Below are 22542 nucleotides of genomic sequence, written 5' to 3'. Positions count from 1 at the left end.
GCCATTTCAATTACCCCATGCCTGTAGATGAGCAACCCAGGCATCGAACTGCGCACACTTCTGGCGCATCGCGTCAATCCCGATGGCCTCAGCGATCAACGGGCCATGCTCGGGCTTTGAATACGTGCCCTCGGGAAAGATGCTCAGAATCCGCTTGGATGGTGCGGTCTCGGGACTGTCGTTGATGTCTTCCGGATTCGGGAACGCCTGTGCCACCGCCATCAACTTCGCTTTCACGTCTTCGCTCCAGCCGTCTTCTGCCCATTCAAAGTGCGTGGGGTTGGTGAACAACAGGCCCTCGAATTCGTGCATCTGCACATAGGGCAGCACGTAGCGCGGGTCATAGCCCGTGGTGATGTCCCGCGCAGCTGCGGCAATGTCGGCCTCCAGTTGGGCGCGGGTGCGGGCTGCGCGGTCCTGAAAACCGTAGAAATCAACCAGCGTGGAGACGCGATCGGCCTCGCTGTAGTGCAGTGAAATCTTTTGGCCAGCCGATCCACGGTGACACGCCCACCCCGATGCCGCCCTGATCTGGCGCTCAACACGGTGCCGTAGGCGCTGACGCCACTGGGCCTCAGGTAGGGCTCCAGGCAGCGGTTGACGAACTCCACCTCGGTGGGGCCTTCGCAGATGATGCAGAGCCGGATCATTCGGCCTGCCCCGCATCCTGAGAACCTTCCCGCTTGACGGGCTGGTGCTCACCCAGCCAGGCCACGCCACCTGCGGCCTGCTGCAACCAGATGTCGGACAGCTGGTATTCCTCGTCCAGCCAGCGCTGATAGTGCTCGCGCGGCAGATTGCGCAACACGGTCTCGCCATTGCTGGCGCTGGCCACGATGATGTTTTCCAGCTCGAAGCAATCCACCAGGTAGGGCGACTGCGTGGCGATGAAGATCTGCCGCTTCTTCGACAAGCGTTTGAACATCTCGGCCACCAGGGTAATGGCGTGCGGATGCAGCCCCAGTTCGGGCTCATCGAAGAACAGCACGTCCGGCAAGCGCTCGGGCGGCAGGTTCAGCAAAGTCAGCAGACAGAACAGGCGCAGCGACCCGTCCGAGGTGAGATGAGAGCCGAACACCTTGTCGCTTTGCCGCCCCACCCAGCGCAGCAACACCTTGCCGGCTTCTTCTTCCAGTACAAAATCCTTGAACGCCGGCAACACCCGGCCAATCTGCTTGACGATCAGCTCGTAGCGTTTGCGGTCGCCATTGCGCAAGTCGAGCAGCACAGCCGCGAGGTTGCCGCCGTCCGAGCGTAGGCGGAACGACTCGGTGACATCCCAGCGGTTGTGAATGGCGGCGTTGATGGATGTGTCGTGAAACTGATAGGTGGAGCACTGACGCAAAAGGTTGACGATGGTCTGGGCCGTCTTGCTCTTCTTCTCCAACAGGCTGGACTCTTTTCCCACCCCTTCAATCTCGGTCCACTTCGCCTTGGTCGGGATGTCATGCGCCGAATACCGATAGGCTTCGTTCATCACCATCACGGAATCGCCGGCCGAGATGTGGGCCAGATCAAACCGATAGTCGTTGTAGCCCGATGCGGTTTCAAGGCACAACTCGGCATGGATGCGCGAGGTCTTCCGGGCACCCATGAAAAACTGGTCATCGCCGCCGCCGTGGCGCAGCACGAACTCCTGCAGGTTCTTCGCCTTGAGCATCCAGCTCAGCATCTCGAAGAATCGGATCAGGGTGGACTTGCCTGCGCCGTTGGCCCCAATCAGCACCGTGAGCTGCGGCAGCTCCAGATTCTGGATACTGCGCAGGCTGCGGAAACCCTCAATGGTGACGGACTTGATGCGTGCCGGTTCTGGCTCTCGTTGCTGAATGCTAGGGGTTCCAAAATTAGCCATCACACATCCTCCACATCAAACATGCGCGCCAGAAATTCCGGCTCGATCTGGCGCAGCTTGAGCACGCGGGTGGCACCGCCTTCCTCGGCCGTCTGCGTCAGCACGGTGGGAATGTTGTGGTCGCCGTTGATGTAGACCACGTCAAACTCGTTGTCCGCCGGGTTGATGGCCAGCTTGTCGCAGAGCTTGCTGATGCCTTCGTAGTCCAGCACATCGCAATCGCGCCACAGCACGAGGCAGCTTTCACCGCTGGGCAGCGTGCCGGTGACGGTGACGAAGCCGCGTTGCGGCTGCGCATCAATGTGCTTGACGCGCAGGCCGATCAGGTAGTTGAAGGTTTCGACCAGATCGATCTTGCGCGGCTCGAACGCACCTGCCGAATCCACGGCGATGTTGAGCTGATAGTCGAACGGCTTCTTGAAGTCTTCCACCGACAGCAGCGAACCGCGGCTTTCCACGTCCAGCATGTAGTGGAGCAGGTAGTCGTCGCGGGCCTGTTGCGGCAGGGAGTTCAGCAGATCACCCTGCGCCGGGGTGCGGCGCAGTTGCAGGTTGTTCAGGGTGTCTTCGTAGCTTTCGAGTTTGATAACCTTGAAGCAGTGTGAGATTCCTGTTGCTGGAGCGGTTGGCTTTCCGCCTTTCCACTCAGCGGAGTACACGACCTTCTGCATCCTCGGCTTAGTTACCAGGTCAAAATACTCGCCTTGCTCGATCAATACGTATTTGCGAGAGCCGCCATCTGCCCGGTTAAGCGTGACCACTGCATGGCCGGTTGTTCCCGAACCAGCGAAATAGTCCAGAACAATAGAGTCTGGTGACTTCCTGACAACCGAAGAAACAGACGCTACGGTCGCATGAATTGATTTGGGGTATCCAAAAGCTTCTGCCCGCCAAAAAGTCGGCCAGAAGATTCGTCCCGTGACTTGACGCATCGTACTTTGAATCGACCCAAACCGTCTTCGGCTTTCGACCCTCCTTGATGCGATCTTTAAGTTGGACAGTGATTTCGCCATTGCCTTTCCTTTTAACGACAAATTCACCATCTCTCGCGTGTTCGAGAATCTTCTTTCTGTCTGACCACCTCCATACTCTTCGCTCACCATCAGAATCCAACGGCAGGAATTCAACGCAGCCAGTTCGCTTCAAATAGTTTGAGTAATCCTCCTCGACGACATCTCCTGCATCGTTTAGCCATAGGGCCAAATTCGTGCAATAAGTAGACGGGTAGTCCTTAGTGCGCGCGCCACCAACCCCGATAATCGCTAGAGTGTTGGGGTTTAACAGGAGGCTAAATTCTGAATTGGGGCGATCAACAGGGGTGGAGAGTCCGCCACTTCTCCGGAAAGGCAAAAGGCGGTACTCCGATTTCTCGTCCGAGAACTTGTATCCTCCTCATGCTCTTCGCTGAGTAGCTCATCACATATCTCTGCTTTAGCAGGGTTATTTGCATACGCGAGTGCATATTCGTGGCTGGTGGCAAAGAAGCTATTAATACCTCGCCCCCTTGGATTGCTCTGAATGACTACCGTCCCAATGTATCGTTCCTCTCCAAGCAGAGAGTCGACTTGCCCCTTCAGCCTGTAGAGTTCCTCGTCATCGATGGTAATCTGAAGGATTGCATCCTCGGCCATCAAGCTTAGGGAGCTTTCGATCCGAGAATTCATCATGGCAAGCCATGATGAATGCTTGTACTGATTTTTGTAGAAAAATGTGGCCTCAGATGTGTTGTATGGTGGATCAATGTAGATGCACTTAATCTGCTCCTTGTAGCGATTCCTGATGGACCTTAGCCCCTGAAAATTATCGCTGTGTACAAGGACGCCGTTAGTTGCCGAATCCACATCTACTGATTGCAGTAGCTTGAACTTAAAATCCTCGCAATACAGGCTCGTATCTACCATCCGATACAGCGCAGCCTTCAAATCCTCCAGCGTCCCCGGCGCGTCGCCATCCCAAACGCCCAGCTGTTTCCACCGCGCCCATTGCTGCGGGTTCGCTACCACTTCCGGCCACAGCGCTTCCGGTACCCGATCCAGCGTGATGCAGTAGTGACTGGAGACAACGAACTTCTTTTTCAGCCACAGCTTCTTCTGAAAATCTTCCAACTGGGCCAAGAAAGAGATCAGCTCCAACGCTATGCTGCGCAGGCACTGGATCATTCGCAGGTTCTTTTCGATGTCCGCGAACGCGCCCGCGTTCTGCACATCGTCCAGGTGCATGACTTCGTTCTTGATGTAGAAGTCCAGCTCGCGCCGGAGGAAACCACCCAGATCCTTGTGGATGAAGTAGTCCGCCGTGTTTTTGGTGGTGTAGTCGGAGAGGTGCTTTTCCAGCAGAGTGCGCTGCGGGTTCTTTTCCGTTGGCGCGCGGTTTCCCAGGGCCAGCCAGCGGGCCTTCACGGCGGCGTCCGCCAGCACTGCCTCTACAGCCTTGGTGACCAGCGCCTCCTGCTTGGTGCCTTTGGGCTGGACGGCATACTCGAAGCGGATGATCAGTTCCTGTTTGCCGTCACTGCCCGCAACTTCCTCCACGGGCACGAGCTCTTCCTCGTACTCGTCGCCGTTTTCATCCACGCGGGTCACGGTCTTGGCCGCCACCAGGGCAAAGCGGCGCTCCTTGTCGTTGTCCTTGCGGTTGTCTTTGGCGGTGTCGGCGGCGGCAAGGCGGAAATGCACCGTGCGGCCATCTTCGAGCTTGAAGCTGTAATTGCTGAAGTTCTCGCCGCTCTTGGTGTAGTACTGATCCTTGTTGGCCCAGTGCAGCATCACCTCTTCGCCCGCGTAGGGGATGGCGTAGGTGTCGCCCTTGTAGCGGCGCTGGCTGATGAAGTCGCCATTTTGGTAATAGCGCGAGAAAAAGGTCAGCAGGTGCGAGAACACGGCATTTTCGTGTTCGCTGGCACCGGTGCTGTACTGCGCCAGCTTTTGGCGCAGCTCTTGCACTTTCGGGACGGTGGCCGGATCGATGCCGTCTGCCTGGTATTGCGCTTCCTTGTCCTTTAGCTCGCGCGCCACCTGCTCTTGCTGTGCAGCGCCACCTTGGCTAAGTGCGGCTTGCACCTTCTCGGCCAGCCGGTTTTGCAGGTAGTCGTTGATCTCGCCCGCGCGGGCGTTGAGGATGCGGTAGATGCCGAAGTCCAGTTCCGGGCGGTCGATCTGGAAGATCTCGCGCAGCTTGGCGACGAGCTCCTGGAATTTGGGATTCTGTTTGTTGGTCATGGTTTGCCCTGATCTCGGGATTTCTGATTCATTGAAGGATTTGCGTTTCAGGTGACCTGCCAGCGGATGCTGAACAGGGTCTCGTGGCTGGTTTTTCTTGCAGGCGCTGCTGGAGCGAGGCAATCAATTCGTCGCGCTTGGCGATGATTTCGTCCTCCACAGCAAAGATTTCCTGCCGTAGGCGGCGCTGCTTGCGCTCCAGCTCAGACAGTTCGCGCTGAATGCCGTCTTGCTCCTGCAAGGTGGCGGCCTTGCGGGCGTCGCGCTTCAATTGGGCGATGCGCGCCTTGGTGTTCTTCAGGGCTTCCTCTGCGGCCAGCAGCTTGTCATCAGCCCAGCGTTCCAGCTTGTCGCGTTCTTCATTGAAGAGGCGCTGGTTGGCTTCCAGTACCTGGGCAATCGTGGCGGCGACCGCACGCTGGCTGTTGCCAGCAGGGCCTCGGGGACGGCGGTGTTCAAAGGAGTGGGTTTGCCCGCTGCTGGAATGGCCATCAGCTTTTCGCAGGTTTCCTGATCCAGTACCTGACCATCGTCAGTGAGGCCGGAGAACAGCAGCGCCTCGGTGGTCTCGAAGGCAGTGATTTCCAGCCGGACCAGCGTCAGCCAGCCGGACTTGCCGCGCAGTTTTTCGATCACGGAGACGCGCGCGCCGTGTTTGTCGTAGTCGAGCTTCAATGTGGCGACGGGCGTGGCCGCATTAAGACTCGTTTCAATGCTCCATTCCCCCAGCGGGTGGCTGAGGCGGTAGGCGTGCGCCAGCATGTCCGGCTGCGCCGCACCGCGAATGAGCTGATAGCGACCTGTGGCGATTCCAGTTGGCGGCGTGCTCAGAGAAAACGCGTAGGACTGCTCGTCGAAGCGCGCGCGGCCGTCCAATGCAAAGCAGGTGACACCCCAGAACCAGCGCCCCAGCTTGTCCAGGCGTGCTTCGGCCTCGTCCAATCGCAGCTTGAGCCGGTCGTGAACGTCTTCGTCAAAATGCTCCAGCAGCTGGGACTGGGTGTCTTTGATGCGGTCGGCTATGGATTCTTCTAGCTCCGCCTGCAGGGCATTGAAGGCGGCTTCGATCTGCTCGGGCTGGCGACAAGTGTCGTAGATCTGGAGGACGCGTTTCTCGAAATCGAGGCCGCCCTCGATGCGACCCAGCACTTCATCGCTTGCCCCGAACACGCCAGAGAACAGGTTGAATTTCTCTGTGAGCAGTTCCAGAACGCGCTGGTCGGCCTGGTTGCGGGTGTTGAGGAAGTTGATGACCACCACATCGAAACGCTGACCGTAGCGGTGGCAGCGGCCAATGCGCTGCTCGACGCGCTGCGGGTTCCACGGCAGGTCGTAGTTGATGATCAGCGCGCAGAACTGCAGGTTGACGCCTTCGGCAGCCGCTTCGGTGGCGATCATGATTTCCGCACCGGTGCCGTCTTCCTTGCGGAAGTGGTCGATCAGGGCGGTGCGGCGATCTACCTGCGGCGAGCCGGTGACGCGATCCGTGCCTTTGTACTCTTCCAGCCAGCGCTGGTAGATGGCGGTCGATTCCTCGTGGGTGTTGGTGCCACTGAACAACACCAACTTGCCCGCGTGGCCGTTGGCTGAGAGGAAGCGGTGCAGGTACTCCTGCGTGCGCTTGGACTCTGTGAAGATGATGGCCTTGCGTGGCGCACGTAGCTCGGCCATCTTGCCGAAGCCCAGGCTGAGCGCCTTGAGTAACGCCTGTGCCTTGGTGTCGGTTTTCAGGGCTTGGGCGGCATCGACGAACGCAGTCAGCTCCGCGATCTCTGCGGTGATGGCGGCGCGGACGGCATGGGCATCTTTTGCGGCGCCCGGCTTACCTTCTTCGGCTGGCTCAGGCGTCGGGACTTCGTCGTTCTCTTCTGCCTCGCTGGCTTCCTCTTCCAGGTAGTCCTGCTCCAGGTCGTCCTCGGCAATGAGCTGTTCGACCAGCTGGCTGCCATCGTCTTCCGCTTTGTCTGCTGTGAGCAAGCCCCGCAGGCGCTCGCGGATGGTGACCAACGTGGCAGCGACGGCGTGCGAACTGGAGGCCAGCAGCTTGCGCAAGATCAGTGCTGTGAGATGGCGTTGCTGCTTGGGCAGGGCGTAGGAGTCTTCCTTTTGCAGAAAGGCCGAGATGCGCTCGTACAGCGCCTGCTCGTCGTCGGTGGGGTTGAACGGCTGGGTGAGCGCCTTGCGCTCGGTGTACTTGATGTACTCCAGCACGTCACGGCGCAGTGTGCGTTTGGCGAAGCTGGCAAGACGCTCACGCAGTTCGTCAAGACCCGTCCCGCTGTTCATGAACTGCTTGCGGAAGACAGTTTCGTCGCCGAACAGGTGCTCGTCGATCAGCGTCGACAGGCCGTACAGCTCCATCAGCGAGTTCTGCAGCGGCGTGGCGGTGAGCAGCAGCTTCTTGCGGCCTTGCAGTGCGCGCTTGAGCGCCTGCCCGGTACGGTTGCTGGCACGGTGTGCGTTGCGCAGCTTGTGCGCTTCGTCGATGACCACCACATCCCAAGGCACGGCGCGCAGCTCGGCCTCCAGTTTGGCGGCGAACTGGTAGGACATGATCACGACCGCCTTGCCGACTTGCCGTTGCAGGGTGGCGAGCATGTCGCCAGCGGACTGCTTGCGCAGAGAAACGGCATCCACCACGGTGGTGGGCACGGCGAACTTGTCGTGCAGCTCCTGCGCCCATTGCTTGCGCAGGCTAGCCGGGCAGATGACCAAGAGCCGACGGCGGCGCTCAGCCCAGTATTGGCAAACCACCAGCGCGGCTTCGATGGTCTTGCCCAGCCCCACCTCGTCAGCCAGCAGTACGCCTTCCTGCAATGGGTTCCGAAGGGCGAACAGCGCCGCCTCGATCTGATGCGGGTTCAGATCTACGCTGGCATCGAACAGCGATTGGGAGAGACGATCTACCCCATCGGCGGTGTGTCGTCGCGTCAGCTCGTGGGCGTAGTACTTGGCGTGGTAGGCGGAGATCAACCCTGACCTCCATCCAACTCTCGCCCCGGTGCTGCATAGCCCGGCGCTAACACTGCGTTCTTGACGCCGTAAAGCGCTAGGTGGTCCCTCAACCAGAGCCGAAATTCGTATCCGCGCAAGCTGTGATCCGGGGAGCAGTCCACACTCCATTTGCGCAGGATGTATCCAGCCGTGGCAGCGCGCAGCTTCATCCGCAGCACGCCGTCGCGCATGCCGTAATCCATTTCGGTGATCTCCGGCCGGGGCTGATCCGGGTGCGGCACCAACTCCAGTTCGACGATCCGCGTCCACTGGATGTCTTGATCGCTCATCTCATGGGCTGCAACTGGCTGCCCCTTGAGCACCACCGGGCGCTTGATCCGGGTGATGACGAAATCCCGGAACTCTTGGGATTTGCGGTCGAAGGCGCGAACGTGCCAACGGAGGCCGTTGTCGATCAGCGCGAACGGGACGATCTCCGCTCGGTGCGGCCACTGGAGATGGAGTGGTACTCGATGCCGAGCGGACACTCTTGGTGGATCGCCCGGGTCACGCTCGCCAGCACATCCAGATCCGGATGCGTGAGCCGTGACGGGCTCTCGCTGGCTACCCACGCCTTGAGCCGCATCGGCTCACCATCGCCAAAGCCCTGGGTCAGCCACGACAGCACCCGCTCTGGGGGAAAGTCGAATACGGGCCGGAAGTCCGGCCCCAAGACGTAGGACTTGCCCTTGGGGTCGTAGTCGATGTTGCCCGGGGCCAACTCCTTGTACAGCGCCAGATCCCTGGATGCGGCGGCGGACTGGATGCCAAACCGCGTGACCAAGTCCTGACGACGTATCTCCCCGATGAAGCGCACGCGCAACTCCACGAACGCGAGCCGGTCGCGTTGTGGCTGGGTTAGATCTGCAAGCTGTTCGTTCGACATCCTGGCTGGCTCGTTCGGGTTAGCGAATGCTTGTGCGGGTTATTGCGGAAAGTATATTGTCTGCCCTAGAATCTGTCCATGACTCTATTTTGATTTGTGTGTGCGTCGTATTGTGATAACCACAAGCGGCGCAGCGATAAAAGGATCGGTACGGGCGCCATGCAGAATTTCGCAGAGCTTCACCTCAAGCCAGAGACGCTGGCGCGGTACGGATTGCCGGACATCCCGTACCCCATCCCAGCGGCCGATCTGAAGTCGGCCTTGCTCGACAACGGGGATCTTCCGCTGGCCGCGATGCTGCTCGGCCTGCAACAGCGTAGCCGGGATGGGGAGGCCGAATGGCAGCAGCTCGAACCCGCAATGGATCGGCTTGCCGAGCTGTTGGCGCCCGACGATGCCCGCGATGTCATTTCAGCGGCCGGGGACCACTGGTGGCTCGAGGTCGGGCCCGTGGACCTCGGCGGCCAACTGGTCACCATCCAACGTGGCGATGCTCTGATCGCTGCCATCACCGCCCGGGACGACGGACGCTTGCGGGTGGCCGTGTTTCACCCGTTGGACGCCAAGAGCGCGGAATACCTGATCGGGCTGGGGCAAGTGCCTCACCCTGAGCACGGAGTCTGCATGCGCGAGAACAACTGGGAGTACGCGCTCGACTGCTCCGCCGGCAACGGCAACTACTACGCCGCCGACCGGGGCGAGGCCTATCTGTCCTACTGGGAGAAAGGCCTGGGCATCAGTTGGGATGGCCCAATGTGCCCGAGTGGCGTAAGCAGCTGGACCTCGTCGCCCGGCCCGCCACCCGCGTAGTCGCAGAGTTGGGCGTCTACTACACCCTGTCCGGCAATGAGGACGAGGAGCCTGTTGCCGATGCGGGCGCGGCGGAAGAATTCGAGACACCGGCACCTCCGGCCTGGCGCAGCAAGCGCCAGCAAAAGCGCACGGTCCAGGGGCGGTTTCTGGGCTGCCTACTAGGTGGTGCAGTCGGCGATGCGCTGGGCGCACCGGTTGAGTTCATGAAGCGGACCGAGATTCTGCGTCGCTTCGGCCCGAAGGGAATCACCCAGTACGCACCGGCTTATGGTGGCATTGGGACGATCACCGACGACACGCAGATGACCTTGTTCACCGCCGAGGGGTTAATCCGAGGCTGGGTGCGCGGCTGTTTCAAAGGCATCACGACCTATTCCGGGGTAACGGCGCACGCCTATTTGCGCTGGCTGCAAACCCAAGGCGAACGCCCGACATGCGACATCGACTTCGGCACCGATGAGCCTGGCTGGCTGTTTCAGCAGCGTCAGCTGCACAGCCGTCGCGCACCGGGCAACACCTGCCTATCGGCCCTGCGGGCGATGAACTCCCTCGGGGAGCCGGCCCGCAACGACAGCAAGGGCTGCGGGGGCGTCATGCGGGTTGCGCCGGTCGGTCTGTTCGCCTGGCGTATGCGTCAGTACGAATCCCCTCAAGACGCCTTCCGGCTAGGTACCGAGTTGGCTGCGCTGACCCATGGCCACCCGACCGGAGCCCTGACCGGTGGTGTGCTGGCGGTGCTGATCCTGGCACTGACCGATGGCGCGTCGCTGCGCGAGGCATTGGCCGCCGCCAAACTCCTGCTTCGAGCCGAGCCCGGCTTTGAGGAGACGCTGCGGGCAATCGAAATGGCTGAGGAGTTGGCCGATTCCGGTTTGCCACATGAAGAAGCAATAGCCCGGCTGGGCCAGGGCTGGATCGCCGAGGAGGCCCTGGCGATCTCCATCTATTGCGCGCTGGTCGCCCGCAATTTCAAACATGGCGTGATCCTGGCGGTGAACCACGATGGCGATTCCGACTCGACCGGAGCAATCGTCGGCAACCTGCTGGGCGCGATGCACGGCGTGAAGGCGATCCCTGCCGAGTGGCTGGAGCCGCTGGAGCTGCGCGACGTCATCACCGAATTGGCGGAAGACCTCTACGCCTTCAAGGATTGGGCAATCGGCGAGTACAGCGACAACGCAGAGCTGAACCAGCGGATCTGGCGGAAGTACCCAGGGTTTTGATCGATAGTAAGCAAAAATCGTCGAAGCCTTGTTTCTGGGACAAGACGGTTCATTTGCTTCAGCAAGCGAGCACTGTTTAGGTCTATTGCTCCGCCACGAAGACTGGGTCGCCAAAAACTGAAAAAGGTGCCGCTGTTCGCCCAGGCGCAGGCCCCGATGCGCGTGGGCAGGCCAGCGGCAAGCCTGTCGGTCACCGCCCTTGATCACGGAGTGAAGCAGAAACTCCGTTTTGGGGGCGATGACCCAGATGCTTCCAGATTGTTAAAGAACCGTGTGCCGCCTGCGTGGACGCCATCACGACCTTCCGGTGGGAAGGATTTCGCTCACTACGCCGATTGCGTGCCGCTTATTTGTCCAGCGCCACCATACGAACGATGCTGTCGAACTCGTTCAGCACGTCGGGGTGGTTCCTGGTCAGGTGACGCAAAATGGCTTCGTTCGCCATCAACTTGGCAAGATAGCCCTTGGCCAGCACCAAGTTGAGGATGTCCTGCCCGTAGGTTTGCTCGGCGAGCTTGAACTGCTCGTGGAGGTTGCCCATCTCCCTCTCCATCTTGGCCATCTGGTCGGCGCTGACGCCGGTCATCTTCTTGGGCTTGGTCTCACCGACGAGCAGGTTGCTGGGTGTGGCAGCAACCAAGGCCTGGGCATAGGCGACCGTGATGTTGTTGGCACTGACCATCAGTTCGACGCACTCAACCTGACGCGTCGGCTTGAGCTTGCGCAGGACCGCACCAAGATTTGCCGAAAACGTCTGGTCGCGCAGTAACTCGGCGGCCTCCGGGCAGATTCCTTCCAGCAGGTTTAGCTTCTTGATGATGTGGCTGATGTCCACGTCCAAGGCCTTCGCCAGCTTTTCTGGGGTGACACCCCGTTCGACAGCGCGACGGATCATGAGGTGCTCCTGAATGCTGGAGAGGCGATTGATCCGGTTGTTGTAGGTGTAGCTTTCGTCATCCGTGGCCACCAGGCAGGAGCCTTGTCGAAGCCCAGTTGTTTCAGCGCGACCAGTCGTGTGTGCCCGTCCAGCAAGATGTGCTGCCCCTCGCGGTTGGGCTTTCCCACCGACAGGGGTTCGATCAGCCCGACCGCCTCGATAGATGCGGTGATCTGCTTGAATTTCCGTGAGGCAAGCAAGCCTTCTGGCGTCTTGCGCGAAGGCAGGATGGACGAGAGGGGCAGAACCAATGGCTCCGGCACGAAGCCCAAGGGCGGTTTGCTCATGCGCCACTCCCTCGAGCCCAGACCCGCTCCGCCAGATACTGGGGCAGTGTGTCCAGCCCCTCCGCGCGCAGCAGGGTGGTGAAATTCTCGTCGGCCAGCAGTTGGCGCAGGGCCCCGACAATGAACAGTAAGTTGCGTTGAGCGGTCTCTGCTTTCCTGACCAGCAGCTTCTGTCGCTCGACTTCCCGCTGGTAGTTCCTCACCAGGCTGGACGTGGTGACATCCTCATTGGTCTTGCGCGAGGTCATCCTGCCGCCGATGGATTTGCCTTGGGTGCGGCGACGTTCGATCACACGACGGGCTTGGATCAACTGGCTGCCACGCAGCTTTCCGGTTTCGTAGGCATCTTGCAACGCGGCTTGAATGGCTTTCTCGTCGCTGCCCGCGCCAGCGATGGTGATCGCCGCGTTGAGAGGGATGCGCCCGCTGCCGACGGCCATCAGCAGTCGCTGTTCACCGTTCTGCAGCAACTGCAGGATGCCCTGCACGTACTCCGGACTCAGGCCTGTCTTTTGGGCAATGGACTTCTTGTCGTAGCCCTGATCCCGCAGCTGCTCGATGCCGGACAGCAATTCCAACGGGCTGAATTTTCGTCGGGCGATGTTCTCGGTGAGGCTCATGATGAAGGCCGATTCGTCATCGACGTTAATCACCATTGCCGGGATCTCTTGATGCCCGAGCGTCTTGAAGGCTTTGAACCGCCCCTCGCCGCAGATGAGGAGATAGTGCTCGCCATTGCTCCCTGGACGCGGCGTCACGATGATTGGCTTTTTCAGGCCAATGTTCTGGATGTTGCCGACGATCTGCTCGAAGACCCGGCTGTTGCGCTCTCGGGGTTGAGAACCTCAATCCGGTTGAGCGGAATCATCCGCAACTCCGAATGCCGATGCTCTTTGTCTTGACTCATGCGGCCCTCCGTATGCGGATGCGCCGCGCCATGCCGTAGAGGTAGTCCAGACTGTCGAAGCGATAGCACTCAAACTCGATGCCGTTGTGGTCGGCCAAATGGATGCGTGCCTGACCGAAGTCCAGTCGCGGAAGCAGGTAGTAATCCAAGGCAGCCTGGTTGCTGTCGTCCAGCCGCACTGCCACCGTGATGTCGGGCGCGAGGCTGGTGTCGAAGCGCACCTTCCAGCGCCGTCGCCCGTTGTCGAGCAATTGGCACCGCGCCAGCACCAGCGAAACAGTGAATTCGCGATTCACGGTGAGAAGGTCGGTGGCCGGATCACGTTCGACGCTGCCGCCGACCTCGGCAATCATGCGTTCGGTCTGGCTGACGATCTCTGGATGCAGTCTGCGCAGAAACTGATTCACCTCCAGATACTGATAGTCGCGATCCGGGGTGAAGCCCACCGCTTGGTAGGCGCGAACCAAACTGCCGAATCGATGTGCATAGGCCGCCGCAGACGGCATGCCATCTGCCTCATCGATGATCAGGCCGGAGAGGTAACCGTGGCGCTGGTACAGATTGCGCAGCTTCTCGATCAACTCCTCGTCGCTGTAGCGATGTGCCCTTGCCCGCAAGATGCCCTGCGCCGTGTAGAAAAGCTCCGGTGGCACGATGCCCTCGAACGCACCTTCTTTTTGATCCACATGTCGGGGCTGTTAACCACCCGGAGCTTCTTGAGTTTGAAAGACCGACGGTTGTAGATGTTGTTGCCGATGTATTTTTCGTTGGACAGCACCTCGCGGACGGTCGCTCGTGTCCAATCCCGCCCAAGGTCAGTACGCGTTCCTTGTGCGTTCAGCCGTTCGGCGATGTCCAGCTCCGTCAGGTTGTCGGTGACAAACCAGCGGTAGATCTGGTTGACCACGGCGACCTCATCATCCGGTCCCGGCTGAAGAATGACGCGGTCGGTTTGCAGGCTCTTGTGCTCGCCGCGAGCCAATTCACCTTTGAGCGTGCCGGACTGATCGATCAGAACGCGTCGCAGCCCGTAGCCAGCCGGGCCACCCTGGCGGAAACCCAACTCAATCAGGCGGCACTGCCCGGCGAATACCTTGGCCGACAACTCGCGGCTGTATTCGCCTGCCATCGCACGCTTGACGCCCTTGACGATGGTCGACACAGGCGAGCCGTCGTTTTCGAACTGCTCGGCGCAGTACGCGACCTGGATTCCGGCGCGGCGGCAGATGTATTCGTAATAGGCGCTCTCATCGGCATCCTGAAACCGGCCCCAGCGGCTGACGTCATAGACCAGAATGATCTGGAAATCCGCGATGCCTGCCTCGACGTCCTTGATCAGCTGCTGCAGCGCCCGCCGCCCATCGATGCGCAAGCCGCTCTTACCCTCGTCGGCATAGGTGCGAACGATTTCGATGTTGCGCCGAGCCGCGTACTCGCGGATCTTGTCGGCTTGGTTTTCCGTCGAATACTGCTGGTGCTCGGTCGACATCCGCACGTACTCGGCGGCCCGAAATGTCGGTGGCTGATCCGCCCCGGAATGGAGAACTCTTCTGCCTGCATAGACCCGATCACTTTATGTTGTGTGAACTTGCTCGGGCCTGCCTTTCACCTCATTGGCATAACCGTGACCTGCACTGCGCGGCCGGAATGCACATGGTTGAAATTGTTGCCATCCAGGATGATCGAGAGCCCATTTGGGCTTGAAGTTAAGGCTGGATTCCTGGGTGTCGATCTAGTCATCTCTTGACGCATCCATCTTGCATTCGCAGGTTTCGCACAGCAGCGTGATTTCAACCACCCAAGAGCCCGGTGTTCCATTGGGAAACTCCGGACGTCTTGTGATCCGGTAGATGCCGGAAGGCAGCGCTGACACGTCCATCTTTACCGGATCGATGACTGGCTGCCGATGGGCGGCGGTAGGTTGATCCCCTTGATCGCCGCTGGCCTGTTGTGCTTCTCGGTGATTGCGCCAATAGTCGTGATTGCGCTGTGACCACGCGCGCTGGGCCGCCTGCTGGTTGATGCGGTAGTCAGGATCGGATTGGAGTTTTGCCCGCTGCCAGTCGCGCTTGCGAGCCCGCTGGCATTCAGGGTCGGAGCAGAACGCTTGGTCGGGAACCTGTGGGCGGGGTTCGAAGGGGTGGCCGCAGTGCGCGCAAAGTCGAGTAGTCATCGTGGTCTCCATGCAAAGTCCGTATGGAGACCGCCACTGACCGTGGCGAGGTGCGCGAAGCTGCTGCCCTATGAAGGGATATTCAACGAGCGACGGTGTTCAACGCGGGTGCCAATGCCACGCTCAAGCGGCCAACGATGGCGGGCAAGGGTTCTGGCGGAAGTTCGTTCTTCTTGAGAAATGCCAGCCACAGCGCCTGGCGCGAAGCGTCGTGCGCAAACTCGTCCGTCAGGCCGACTGGCAGCGCGTGAGGAACCGCCATGCCGCGTCTTTCGAATGTGGCCTTGATCGCTTGGGCCAGCAGATCAGTGTCCAGAGTTTCTCGTTCCAACAGCACCGACAGATCGAAGTAGTCCTTCAGGCGGCTGTTGGTCATACCCAGCAATGCGATGGCGTGGAGCTTTTCCGCGATGACGGTGTACGTTGGGTAGGCCCGCAGCCGTGGCGCGGGCATTTCCTCCAGCAGTACTGGGTAGACCGAATCAACAGGCGCCGGGGTGACGGCGTCGCCGAAGCCGACATCGATTTGGGTCTTGCAACGTGCTCTGGCCAGATCGCCTGCAATCATCACGCGAACGCCGCCGTAGCCAGCTTCCTTGCGGATCTCCTCGACTGTGACCGAGGCTGGGTCGAACACGATACCGTCGTCGACCGGTACAGCTGCGATGTCCCGGAATACTTGGGCCACTGACTCCAGATCACTGGCACCGAAACCCAACAGATCGGCGTCGCGTGTGGCCCGGTGTGGCATGTCGTACCAGAGCGTGAATAGCAGCGCACCTTGAGCAGAAAACGGTCCGCGTGCGGCGACTGGGTCAGCCGATAGAGGATGCGCTCCAAGGCGAAGCGCACCAGCACCTGGTTGAAATCGACGCCTTGCGCCTTGGCGACATTGAGCAGACGCGCACGGACGGATGCCGCGACATTTGGGGTGGCCGCACTCATCCGACACTCTCCAGGTAGGGTCGCATCACATTGGCCACGCGGCATATCTTGGCGAAACGCCAGATGTCGTCGACGGAGGCCTTGCTGCGCGCCCGAGCGTCCTTCAGCGCCTCCAGCGCCACATCCAGCCCGATCTTGTTGCGGTGCTTGAAGCAGTCCGCCACGGTCTTGGCCACGCCGTACACTCGAGCCTGACACCGTCGCGTTCGACTTCCTCAATCCCTGCCGAGTAGGCATCACCCGTGAACTGCACCATCTTGACGGGCGGGTAGTCGACACGGGGCGGGTGGCTGCCCCGAGGCATGGCGATCCAGATCTGACGCGGCAGCTGCGTGGTCAGCTCATGAAACTGCAGCGCCGTAAGCAGGCAGAACACCGCTTGAGGTACCTTGGTGGCGATGGTGCCAAGGCTCTCGAATTCCGAAACCTGTGCATCCGGCAGACGGTACAGGCCACGCCCCACCTTCTCTAGTAGACCCGCAGCGGTCAGGCGCGTCAGAACGACCCGAGGCGCACTGATGGCGTCCAGGTCGCTGGCGCGCAGTAGCCCCTTCTGGCTGGCCAGATCGAGGACGCGTTGATTGTGGGTACTGGAGAGCATGGGTGGAGTATGTTCCATATTTTCGTTCAATGCAATAATTGGACGAAATATAGGAACATGCAGCTTGAATCCTCGATCTGCCAGCGTGGCGGCCAACCCGCTGCCTTCCATTTAGATGGTCGGTGAGTACGCCCTTTGTTCTTTGACATCAGTGTCCCTGGCGACCGGGTACCGGCATGGACGCAGGTGATGCATCTCCCAGAGGAAGAGTTCCTCGATGCTGAAGCGAATGACGTCACCGTTTGCGATCCGGTAGAACGGAATGCCGAGCCGCAGGCGTTCCTGATTCTGGTGAATCCAGTAACCGGGCAAGCCAGTGATGTCGACCACCTCTTTGGCGGAGTAGAAAACCCGATCACGGCGTTCAGGTCGTTTCCGCATCATCTGCTCAATGGCGTCTTCACGTGCCGTGGGCGAGGATTCGGACAACGGGCGTCCGGTAGGGATTTCAAGTGACCCGAGCCTTGCGCTCGAAGGCTTCAACCTCCATCAGAAGGTAACGGACAGATCTGTTGAGGTGCCAGGCGGGCGGGCCGATTCCTTCCGAGCGCCACTTTTGCAGCGTCTTGGGTGAGAGATTCCACCTCAAGGACAACTGGTTTTCATCGAGGACCGGATACGTGATGACTGGCTCTTCCGGGCTGGCCACAACACCCTGTCTATCGGCATCAACCTTGGGCTTCATCGCGCGCCTCCGTCAGCGCGGCCTCGGCCGCTTCAAGACTGCCATACTGCGCGATGAGTGCGAAGGCCTCGCTCAAGTAATACCGCTTTGGTTCGGGGGCGGCGGGCGCGGGAGATTCGACAACGGGCTGCGAGTCGCACAAGGATGGCAACGGCGCTTCGTTGGACATGCCCTGGCGGATTGCCTGCTCATAGGTGACGATCTCATCGACTGGATAGCGGACGGCCTTTGAGAGCTTGATGTACGGCGGGCCGCGTTCTTCGCTGCGCCAGCGTTGCAGGGTCTTGATGCTGACGTTCCACCGACGTGCGAGCTCCGTTTCGGTGAAGGCGGGTTCGGTTTGCATGGCATTTCCTTTCGTCGTTCGTGCCGGGCATTACGGCGACAAACGAGAGGAAAGCCAAGTTGCAGCCCCCAGATTCCCTGGCAGTTGCGGCAACTGCGAGTGCCAATCGGCCTCTCCGAACTTACAATCATGGGCATGTGCGGTTGCGCGAAATCCTTCCCCGGAATCGCGCGAGGGTCTCAAGGCTTCCGACCGGGGCTGAGAGACTGCTGATATGTGGGTTTGGTTTTCTGTTACACTCCACCACCAAAATTCAAAAACCAACCGTTCTCGGTTGGTTTTTTCGCCCGTTTCCCAGTGTTGGCGCCGGTTCCGGGCATGGCCTGGCGAGCGCCACCCCGCGAAGTCGGCGTTTTCGCCTCTGCATACGCCTCTCTGTTCTCCGTTTTCTCTGGTGGTCTCGCGAGCGTTCTCGAGGCCGCTTCCTTTGTTGGCGCGGGTTTAGAGGCGGTCGGTTGTAGTTGGCAACTCCTGTAGTGGTAGAGACCGAGCACGACGCGGACGCAAAAACCGCCCGTAGGCGGTTGCTGGCGCTGGGTGCGACGCGCTCACCCGGGTGGCGCGAGCACGCGTATCTGGTCGACCCAGGCGTTGGGCCAGGGACGGCGCATCACCTTCTCCAGTACAGCGTCGGGCGAACCCGCCAACCGTTCCACAACCTCTGGGGCCAGGAGCGTCAGCCGCATGACCCGGCGCCCCTGCGTCACGTCCATGCCTTCGGCCTCGGCGATCTCGGTCACCGATGCCGCCCGCTGCTCGTCCAAGAGGCGTTGCCAGTGGTGTGCCAGTCCGAGCGCCCGCATCAACGCGGTGTCCTGCGCGGCCGACCGGGCTTCCCGCTCCCGGGTGGCCTCGGACAGAAATTCCTGCGGCGCGTCCAAGGGCGTGATGACCTGCTTCTTCAGCCCCCGCTTCACCAGCGTCCAGGGCACAAAGGTTTCAGGCCCACGCCGCGCTCGTTGATGGTCTCGAAAATCTTCAGCGCGCTGCTCACGTCGGTGGAGATCTGGATGAACACCACGTTGTTGGCCAGATATCCACGGCTTTGCATCAGACCGTGGGCGGCGTGCCGCCGATCGAGGACCGGGCCTACATCCGCGAACTGCTGCAACTGGCCGTGGTGGACGACCTGCTCGGCCCGGCGGGTGGCCCGAACGAGCACATCGTGGACATGAGCGTGCGCGACCGCTATCTGGTTGGCAAGTTGGCACCGCGCGAGAATGCTCGAGACGGTATCGAAGGGCTTGAAGGCCCGCTGGCCGAGGAGGATGTCGAGGAACCCACCGACCCCATCGTGCCCGGTCAGCACGAACCTGGTGCCGAGTTTGGGACGGCGACCGGGCGGGTGGAACCCGAATCGGATGGATCGGACGAGATCGACGCTGCCAGCAATCAATCGCTGGTGCCTAGCAGCTTCGGCATGACTTTCTGCGTCGATGGCGACGCCGAGCACATCGAGGTCGAAGCGCGTTGGGGCAGCTACGAGCGCGTACCAAACGACGAACACGAACTGACCCGACCCAATGGCCAGAAAGCCAAGGTCTGGCAGCGCATCCCCTGCGGCGGGAAGCTGGTGCTGCCGCTCTCCGAAGGCGTGATTCCCCATCAGGCACCGGATGCGAGCCGTCCGGCAGTGCGGATTCAAGGCTCCATCCGCGCCAAGAACGCCAACGGCGACCGCTTGGTGACGCTGTTCCTGATCAACGCACAGGAAGAACCCGACACCAACCGCGACACGGCATGGCTGTTCCAGCCGGAGCTGATCGTGCGCGCGGAGGCCGAGGCATCCAAGCGCGCCATCTTCCGTCGCCGCCCCGTGTTGGACGCCGATGGGAACGACCCGGAGCGTGAATCGCTGGAGATGATCTACCGCAACCGCGTGGAGTTCGCGGTCGGACATGGCGTTGCCGTCCACGCCGAGACGGCGGACGACGTGACGTTGGCCACCGAGGTGCGCACCACCGTCTTGCCGCAGTACGAAGTGCAGGTCACGGAGACGCCGGGCCTCTATCCCGCCGACCGTCCGGCTATGAAGGAGATGCTGGCGAGTGGCCTGCTCGACATGCAGCGGCTCGCTACGCTTGGTGTCACCGAGTTGGTCGATGCCCTGAACGTACTGACGAAGGACTACGCGGCGTGGATCGAGGAGCAGCGCGAGCGCATCGGCGAGGACGTGGTCGGCTACGACGCGCAGGCCACGCAGGCGCTGGATCGGTGTCAGAAAATCCAGACGCGCTTGCAGCAAGGCATCGACACGCTGAAGAACGACGAAAAGGCGTTGGCCGCTTTCCGCTTCGCCAACAAAGCGATGGCGATCCAGCGCGTGCGCAGCCAGTACGCGCTGGAAGTGCGGCGCGGACGAGACGTGACGGTCGATCAGTTCGACCAACAAAAGAACCGGAGTTGGCGTCCGTTCCAGTTGGCGTTCCTGCTGCTGTCGATCCCATCACTGGCCGACCCGACGCATCCCGACCGCGTGCAGCCGATGGAAGCCCACGCAGACCTGCTGTGGTTCCCCACCGGCGGCGGCAAGACCGAAGCCTATCTGGGCGTGGCTGCTTTCACGATGGCAATCCGCCGTTTGCAAGGCAAGCTCGGCGGCTACGATGGCTCGCGCGGCCTGGCCGTGATCATGCGCTACACGCTGCGCTTGCTGACCTTGCAGCAGTTCCAGCGCGCCACCGCGCTGATCTGCGCGATGGAGAAGCTTCGGCGCGATGCGATCGTCCAAGGCGACGAGTCGCTCGGAAAGGAGCCTTTCACCATCGGTCTGTGGGTCGGCAACAAGGTGACGCCAGGCACGACCGAGGAAAGCCATTACGCCATTCAAGCCTTGCGTGATTCGGGGAAAAACAAGGCAGGACGTACTTCTCCGCTCCAGCTCACCAGTTGCCCTTGGTGCGGCTCCGGCATCGACCCCGGGAAAGACGTCGTGGTCGATAAGGAGCGCGGTAGAACAATCGTTTACTGCGGTGACAAGAAGAGCAGTTGTACGTTTTCTCGCGGCAGATCGAGTAGCTCACCGTATCCCGGCATCCCGGTGCTGACGGTGGACGAGGAGATCTACCACCGCCCGCCGACGATGATGATCGCCACCGTGGACAAGTTCGCCATGATGGCGTGGTGCGGTCAGGTGCGCACGCTGTTCGGTCGTGTGCATCAGGAGTGCGAACGCCACGGTCTGTTGTGGCCCGACTGCGATTGCACAGGGAATCACACCGCTGGGAAAGGTCTGCCTGCGGTCAAAGTCAAGAATGTCGCACCGATCCGCCCGCCCGATTTGATCATCCAAGATGAGTTTCACCTCATCAGCGGCCCGCTCGGCACGATGGTCGGCTTGTACGAATCTGCCGTCGATGAACTTTCCGGTTGGACGCTCGACGGCAAGACGGTCAAGCCGAAGATCGTCGCGTCCACGGCAACGGTGCGCAAAGCCAAGGAACAGGTGAACAACGTGTTCATGCGGCGCGTGTCGGTGTTCCCGCCGCACGGCTTGGACGTGGAGGATAACTACTTCTCCGTGCAGCGTCCGATCGAGGAGCGGCCCGGGCGGCGCTATCTCGGCGTGTGCTCGCCTGGCAGCTCGCGGCCTGCGATGCTGATTCGCGTCTACACAGCCTTCCTCACCGCCGCCCAAGCCCTGTTCGACCGCTTCGGCGAACCCGCCGACCCGTACATGACGACGGTCGGCTACTTCAACTCGCTGCGCGAACTGGGCGGGATGCGGCGCTTGGCCGAGGACGACGTGCAGACACGTTCCTACCGCGTGCAGATGAGCATGGTCGAACGGCCCGCGCTCGCGCAGCGCAGCGTCAACAACATCCGCGAGCTGACCTCGCGCGTCTCCAGTCAGGACATCCCGAAGTACCTCGACGATTTGGAGGTCAAGTTCAAGGCCGCGTTCGATCCAGCTGCAGGGAAGTTCGTGACGAAATGGAACGAGGGCGACACTCGGGCGATCGACGTGGTGCTGGCCACCAACATGTTGTCGGTGGGCGTTGACGTGAATCGCTTGGGCTTGATGGCGGTGAACGGCCAACCCAAGGGCACGGCGGAATACATCCAGGCCACCAGTCGCGTGGGGCGTTCCTTCCCCGGCTTGGTCTGCACGGTGCTCACGTGGGCGCGTCCGCGCGACCTCTCGCACTACGAGACCTTCGAGCACTACCACGCGACCTTCTACAAGCATGTGGAGGCGCAGTCGGTGACGCCTTTCTCGCCGCGTGCGATGGATCGCGGCCTGACCGGTGCGTTGCTCTCCCTGATGCGCTTGGAGAACGACACCTTCAGCCCAAACGTGGGCGCGGGCGAGCTGGACAAGTCCGACAAGCCCGAGATCACCGATGCCATCGACGTGCTGGTGCGGCGGGCTTGGAACGTCAGCGAGACGACCGCCATCAAGAGCCTGGCTGAGCGTGAACTGAAAGAGCGCGCGGACGAGTGGGCGAAGCAAGTGAGCGTGCCCGGTCGCACGCTGGCCTACGAGAAGCGCGGCGCGCAGGCGGCGACGATGGTCGGGCTGGTCAAGTCGCCGGGCATCCATGCGTGGGACAACTGGACGGTGCCGATGTCGATGCGTGAGGTGGAGCCGGGCGTGCGCCTGATCATGAACACGGGACACATCTCGGACGACCACGGGTGGAAGCCGCGTCCAGTGCCGAAGGACGAGGACTGA

Annotated in this window: 15 protein-coding genes and 6 pseudogenes; 3 read left to right on the top strand and 18 right to left on the bottom strand. The window is 60.9% G+C overall.

Translation table 11 applies throughout. The features are described 5' to 3' along the window. Window positions 1-6: 6 nt before the first annotated feature. The 7 genes and pseudogenes from H0I39_RS07310 to H0I39_RS07285 all read right to left on the bottom strand — a co-directional run bounded on the left by H0I39_RS07310 (window position 7) and on the right by H0I39_RS07285 (window position 8950). Window positions 7-666 carry a DUF4276 family protein gene (locus H0I39_RS07310; RefSeq protein WP_180550063.1) on the bottom strand — a complete coding sequence of 220 codons (660 nt, stop codon included), beginning with the start codon at window positions 664-666 and terminating at the stop codon, window positions 7-9. After that, window positions 647-1852: an AAA family ATPase gene (locus H0I39_RS07305; protein WP_180550062.1), complete on the bottom strand. Its 1206-nt coding sequence runs from the start codon at window positions 1850-1852 to the stop codon at window positions 647-649. The genes H0I39_RS07310 and H0I39_RS07305 overlap by 20 nt, the downstream gene beginning before the upstream one ends. Then, on the bottom strand, window positions 1852-2865 hold the full coding sequence (locus tag H0I39_RS24005; protein ID WP_373368268.1) for a DNA methyltransferase: 1014 nt from the start codon (window positions 2863-2865) through the stop codon (window positions 1852-1854). The genes H0I39_RS07305 and H0I39_RS24005 overlap by 1 nt, the downstream gene beginning before the upstream one ends. Before the next feature lie 264 nt (window positions 2866-3129). Further along, on the bottom strand, window positions 3130-5070 hold the full coding sequence (locus H0I39_RS07295; protein ID WP_257645674.1) for a DNA methyltransferase: 1941 nt from the start codon (window positions 5068-5070) through the stop codon (window positions 3130-3132). A gap of 28 nt (window positions 5071-5098) precedes the next feature. Then, window positions 5099-5341, bottom strand: coding sequence for a hypothetical protein (locus H0I39_RS21825; RefSeq protein ID WP_257645673.1), 243 nt, complete (start codon window positions 5339-5341; stop codon window positions 5099-5101). A gap of 26 nt (window positions 5342-5367) precedes the next feature. Further along, complete coding sequence (locus H0I39_RS07290; protein WP_257645672.1) at window positions 5368-8043, bottom strand: SNF2-related protein; 2676 nt, start codon at window positions 8041-8043, stop codon at window positions 5368-5370. Further along, window positions 8040-8950 (bottom strand): annotated as a pseudogene (locus tag H0I39_RS07285) (helix-turn-helix transcriptional regulator). Before H0I39_RS07285 ends, H0I39_RS07290 begins: the two are co-directional and overlap by 4 nt. A gap of 159 nt (window positions 8951-9109) precedes the next feature. Here H0I39_RS07285 and H0I39_RS07280 point away from each other — a divergent pair. Both H0I39_RS07280 and H0I39_RS07275 read left to right on the top strand, forming a co-directional pair. Further along, window positions 9110-9760 (top strand): hypothetical protein, encoded by a 651-nt coding sequence (locus H0I39_RS07280; RefSeq protein WP_180550061.1) that lies wholly within the window; start codon window positions 9110-9112, stop codon window positions 9758-9760. Window positions 9761-9768: 8 nt separating this feature from the next. After that, window positions 9769-10986: an ADP-ribosylglycohydrolase family protein gene (locus tag H0I39_RS07275; RefSeq protein WP_257645671.1), complete on the top strand. Its 1218-nt coding sequence runs from the start codon at window positions 9769-9771 to the stop codon at window positions 10984-10986. Between the two features lie 346 nt (window positions 10987-11332). Here the strand turns inward: H0I39_RS07275 and H0I39_RS07270 are convergent. The 11 genes and pseudogenes from H0I39_RS07270 to H0I39_RS07220 all read right to left on the bottom strand — a co-directional run bounded on the left by H0I39_RS07270 (window position 11333) and on the right by H0I39_RS07220 (window position 18918). Next, a pseudogene (locus H0I39_RS07270) lies at window positions 11333-12210 on the bottom strand (plasmid partitioning protein RepB C-terminal domain-containing protein). Further along, window positions 12207-13117, bottom strand: a pseudogene (locus tag H0I39_RS07265) (ParB/RepB/Spo0J family partition protein). Before H0I39_RS07265 ends, H0I39_RS07270 begins: the two co-directional pseudogenes overlap by 4 nt. Beyond that, window positions 13114-14606, bottom strand: a pseudogene (locus H0I39_RS07260) (recombinase family protein). The pseudogenes H0I39_RS07265 and H0I39_RS07260 overlap by 4 nt, the downstream one beginning before the upstream one ends. A gap of 243 nt (window positions 14607-14849) precedes the next feature. Further along, window positions 14850-15302, bottom strand: a complete 453-nt coding sequence (locus tag H0I39_RS07255) for a hypothetical protein (protein ID WP_257645670.1) — start codon at window positions 15300-15302, stop codon at window positions 14850-14852. 70 nt (window positions 15303-15372) lie between these two features. After that, window positions 15373-16235 (bottom strand): annotated as a pseudogene (locus H0I39_RS07250) (nucleotidyl transferase AbiEii/AbiGii toxin family protein). Then, window positions 16232-16836: pseudogene (locus H0I39_RS07245) on the bottom strand (type IV toxin-antitoxin system AbiEi family antitoxin domain-containing protein). Before H0I39_RS07245 ends, H0I39_RS07250 begins: the two co-directional pseudogenes overlap by 4 nt. Window positions 16837-16947: 111 nt before the next feature. Beyond that, a complete protein-coding gene (locus H0I39_RS07240; protein WP_180550060.1) occupies window positions 16948-17265 on the bottom strand; it encodes a hypothetical protein in 318 nt (105 codons plus the stop codon). Between the two features lie 19 nt (window positions 17266-17284). After that, on the bottom strand, window positions 17285-17521 hold the full coding sequence (locus H0I39_RS07235; RefSeq protein ID WP_257645668.1) for a helix-turn-helix domain-containing protein: 237 nt from the start codon (window positions 17519-17521) through the stop codon (window positions 17285-17287). After that, complete coding sequence (locus tag H0I39_RS07230) at window positions 17505-17867, bottom strand: helix-turn-helix transcriptional regulator (RefSeq protein WP_045785178.1); 363 nt, start codon at window positions 17865-17867, stop codon at window positions 17505-17507. The genes H0I39_RS07235 and H0I39_RS07230 overlap by 17 nt, the downstream gene beginning before the upstream one ends. A 548-nt stretch (window positions 17868-18415) precedes the next feature. Continuing rightward, a complete protein-coding gene (locus H0I39_RS07225) occupies window positions 18416-18799 on the bottom strand; it encodes a hypothetical protein (RefSeq protein ID WP_180550059.1) in 384 nt (127 codons plus the stop codon). Next, a complete protein-coding gene (locus H0I39_RS07220; RefSeq protein WP_180550058.1) occupies window positions 18781-18918 on the bottom strand; it encodes a hypothetical protein in 138 nt (45 codons plus the stop codon). Before H0I39_RS07220 ends, H0I39_RS07225 begins: the two co-directional genes overlap by 19 nt. A gap of 6 nt (window positions 18919-18924) precedes the next feature. Here H0I39_RS07220 and drmA point away from each other — a divergent pair, with 6 nt between their 5' ends. Further along, the gene (gene drmA, locus H0I39_RS07215; protein WP_308645796.1) at window positions 18925-22542 is read left to right on the top strand and encodes a DISARM system helicase DrmA; all 3618 of its coding nucleotides are present in this window, start codon (window positions 18925-18927) and stop codon (window positions 22540-22542) included.

This window comes from Ottowia beijingensis, from assembly GCF_013423955.1.
In the GTDB taxonomy this organism is placed as follows: domain Bacteria; phylum Pseudomonadota; class Gammaproteobacteria; order Burkholderiales; family Burkholderiaceae_C; genus Ottowia; species Ottowia beijingensis.
This window is presented reverse-complemented; position numbering and strand designations above follow the sequence as displayed.

What these genes read in the sequence shown, in the direction of transcription:
- H0I39_RS07310 (WP_180550063.1), bottom strand. Translation starts at nt 666, where the DNA reads ATGCGGGGCAGGCCGAATGATCCGGCTCTGCATCATCTGCGAAGGCCC.
- H0I39_RS07305 (WP_180550062.1), bottom strand. Translation starts at nt 1,852, where the DNA reads ATGGCTAATTTTGGAACCCCTAGCATTCAGCAACGAGAGCCAGAACCG.
- H0I39_RS24005 (WP_373368268.1), bottom strand. Translation starts at nt 2,865, where the DNA reads ATGGCGAAATCACTGTCCAACTTAAAGATCGCATCAAGGAGGGTCGAA.
- H0I39_RS07295 (WP_257645674.1), bottom strand. Translation starts at nt 5,070, where the DNA reads ATGACCAACAAACAGAATCCCAAATTCCAGGAGCTCGTCGCCAAGCTG.
- H0I39_RS07280 (WP_180550061.1), top strand. Translation starts at nt 9,110, where the DNA reads ATGCAGAATTTCGCAGAGCTTCACCTCAAGCCAGAGACGCTGGCGCGG.
- H0I39_RS07255 (WP_257645670.1), bottom strand. Translation starts at nt 15,302, where the DNA reads ATGGAGACCACGATGACTACTCGACTTTGCGCGCACTGCGGCCACCCC.
- H0I39_RS07235 (WP_257645668.1), bottom strand. Translation starts at nt 17,521, where the DNA reads ATGAAGCCCAAGGTTGATGCCGATAGACAGGGTGTTGTGGCCAGCCCG.
- H0I39_RS07230 (WP_045785178.1), bottom strand. Translation starts at nt 17,867, where the DNA reads ATGCAAACCGAACCCGCCTTCACCGAAACGGAGCTCGCACGTCGGTGG.
- H0I39_RS07220 (WP_180550058.1), bottom strand. Translation starts at nt 18,918, where the DNA reads ATGCAAAGCCGTGGATATCTGGCCAACAACGTGGTGTTCATCCAGATC.